This is a genomic window from Mesorhizobium sp. M8A.F.Ca.ET.202.01.1.1 (assembly GCF_004791595.1).
GTDB lineage: Bacteria > Pseudomonadota > Alphaproteobacteria > Rhizobiales > Rhizobiaceae > Mesorhizobium.
Map to the genome: position 1 here is coordinate 1 of NZ_SRUN01000165.1, position 331 is coordinate 331.

At 67.7% G+C, this 331-nt stretch carries 2 protein-coding genes; both read right to left on the reverse strand.

The genetic code is table 11. The annotated features are described in order from the left end of the window. The coding region (locus EN845_RS34330) for a DNA polymerase III subunit chi (RefSeq protein WP_189587442.1) at nt 1-169 on the reverse strand (169 nt) is incomplete at its 3' end. A gap of 11 nt (nt 170-180) precedes the next feature. Then, nucleotides 181-331: hypothetical protein (locus EN845_RS36715; protein WP_135931310.1), on the reverse strand; the 151-nt coding region annotated here is incomplete at its 5' end.

Consider the following 331-nt stretch of genomic DNA (forward strand, 5'->3'; position numbering starts at 1 on the left):
AGGAATCGTCGCGGAACGTCCACAGATGCTGGTCGAGCGCATCGCGCCGTTCCTCGGTGCCGGTCTGCACGACCGCGCGCCAGCCGCGCTCGACGCTGCGCTCAAGCAGGCCGGGCAGCGCCTCTTCCAGCGTCGATTCCGTCAGGTGGTAGAACAGGATGTCGGCCATCCTTGCAAAGCCTAGCCTTCGTAGTTGTCGCGCACGAGCCGGTCGAGCAGGCGCACACCGAAGCCCGAGCCCCAGGACTGGTTGATCTCGCTCGCCGGCGCGCCCATCGCGGTGCCGGCGATGTCGAGATGCGCCCAGGGCGTATCCTTGACGAAGCGCTGC